Genomic DNA, 1809 nt, shown 5'->3' with positions numbered 1-1809 from the left:
GGGTGTAGCCATACAGCAGGGGGCGAACTTGTCCCTGCACCCAGATGCGGGTGTAGTTGTCCGCCGCCTCAAAGCGCAGGATCTGACCCATGGGCACGGGTCTGCCCAGCCCGCGAAAATGCAGACTGGGCAGGGGCGTAGGCAAGCGCCGGGCAGGGGTCATGGAAGGGGCAGCGATGGGGCAGGCGGATTAGGTAGTGATAGACGCTCAGCCGTAGGTGGCAGTGGCACGGGTGGCATTCGCCGGGTGAGCTCCCGGTTGATCAGCTGTAGCGTATGGAGGCAAATGGCCTGCCCCAGGGAAGAGCGTTCCAGGCGAATGGCCCGCTCGTAGTGCCCCCGGCAGTCCAGCAGCGTGGCCAGGGGCAAGCCTTTGATCTCCTCGGCTAGGCTCATAAGGGCTTAGCCTTGATTGAACTTGGTGTACAAGGCCTGGGTGGCCGCCTGCGTAGCCTGGTGCTCGCCTCCCGTGGGGGGAGTCTGCAACAGGGCCGGGCCGGGCGTGGTCAGCTCGGGCTGCATGCCCAGGTGGGCATTCCACCACTTGGCCATGCAGGCCGAGCCATGCTTTTCCACCATCGAGCGGCAGAACACCTTGAGCTCCTCCTGATTGGCAAAGGTGTATTTGCTATGGTCCAGCTCGGGAAACCAGACTTTCTTGCGGGCGTTGGTGGAGCGCTCCTGGGGCAGACGGCCCGTGGCGTTAAGCATTGTGTAAAGACTATTGAGGTGATCCAGCAGGGGGTCGGTGTGGCGCACCCAGCTCAGGGCTTTGTAATTGGTCCGGTAGAGAATCAGAATGCACACCTGATCGGATTTGGGCACCTGAAGGAGCTTGCCGGTAGGCAGCTCTTTGAGATTCTCATAGACGCGGATCTCATCACTCTTCTGAAGATAGGGCGAGAGGGGATTGGTGATCTTGCGCATTAGCAGCTCGGCTTTGTTGGTCAGCTCAAAGCCCTGGCCTTTGGAGTAGCCCTCGATCAACGAGACCCTATTGTGGCCGTCCTGGGTCAGGTCGATCTCCCAGCGAAAGGAGCTGGCCTGGGGGTCGGATTTGAATTTAACGGGAGAATAGGCGCGGGGCTGGGGGCGATTGGAGGCGTTTGAGGCGGTCATGGCTATCGGGGTTGCGTGTTTGTGGCCGGATGAGGCCGGGGTTGGACATTTTTTGTTCGCGTTTTTTTGGGTGGTTAACAGGTTAACCAAGGAGTAACGGGGAGTAATCAATAGAGTAACTTCTGTCACATTCGTGTCAGGACAACAGGACTCCTAACCGAATAACTGCGGTTTGGGGGCTGAAAAAAACCGGTTTTGCGACCGGGGCATAGGGGGGTTGGTCAAGCGCTAAAGGGGTGATTTTTAGCGGTATAGCGGGTATAAATCCGGCGGCTGCTTGCAATCAGCATGAGGATTTGGGGAGCGGTATGGTCCTTAGCGGGAGGGCGGGGGGCGGGAGCAGGCGGCAGTAGTCATCGGGGAGAGGGAAAGCGGGTAAAGGAAGTTAGGAAGTCAGGGGGGCAATGATCGGGGCGATGGATTGGGTGAAACAGGTCAGAACTGAGTCTTGTGATCAGCTAGGCAAGTAGCTGGCGGGGTACGTTCCTGACGCAGGCCAGGTGGCGCAGCACCAGGGTGGGCTCTGTGCCCTCCAGGATGGGCACGCTTCTGAGCTGCTCCTGGACAATCTCGTAGGTGATCAGCGCGTGGGAGATCGTTACCCAGGCCTCATGCGTCAGCACCACCATGCCGTACTCGGGAGGCACCAGCCGCTCCACCACCAGCAGGAGCCTTTCGGGCACGTAGGTG

General features: G+C 59.6%; 3 protein-coding genes. All 3 read right to left on the bottom strand.

The window, feature by feature from the left end; genetic code table 11:
- Positions 1 to 159: 159 nt before the first annotated feature.
- Entirely contained in the window at positions 160 to 396 is a 237-nt protein-coding gene (locus tag J2I46_RS32535) for a hypothetical protein (protein WP_207333293.1), read from the bottom strand.
- 6 nt (positions 397 to 402) lie between these two features.
- Positions 403 to 1119 (bottom strand): hypothetical protein, encoded by a 717-nt coding sequence (locus J2I46_RS32530; RefSeq protein WP_207333292.1) that lies wholly within the window; start codon positions 1117 to 1119, stop codon positions 403 to 405.
- Between the two features lie 458 nt (positions 1120 to 1577).
- A partial coding sequence (locus tag J2I46_RS32525; RefSeq protein WP_207333291.1) for a hypothetical protein occupies positions 1578 to 1809 on the bottom strand: 232 nt, incomplete at its 5' end.

It is taken from the genome of Fibrella forsythiae (assembly GCF_017353175.1).
Lineage (GTDB): Bacteria > Bacteroidota > Bacteroidia > Cytophagales > Spirosomataceae > Fibrella > Fibrella forsythiae.
The sequence above is the reverse complement of the archived record's forward strand: the minus strand, read 5'-3'. Positions and strand labels throughout refer to the sequence as shown.

What these genes read in the sequence shown, in the direction of transcription:
- J2I46_RS32535 (WP_207333293.1), bottom strand. Translation starts at nt 396, where the DNA reads ATGAGCCTAGCCGAGGAGATCAAAGGCTTGCCCCTGGCCACGCTGCTG.
- J2I46_RS32530 (WP_207333292.1), bottom strand. Translation starts at nt 1,119, where the DNA reads ATGACCGCCTCAAACGCCTCCAATCGCCCCCAGCCCCGCGCCTATTCT.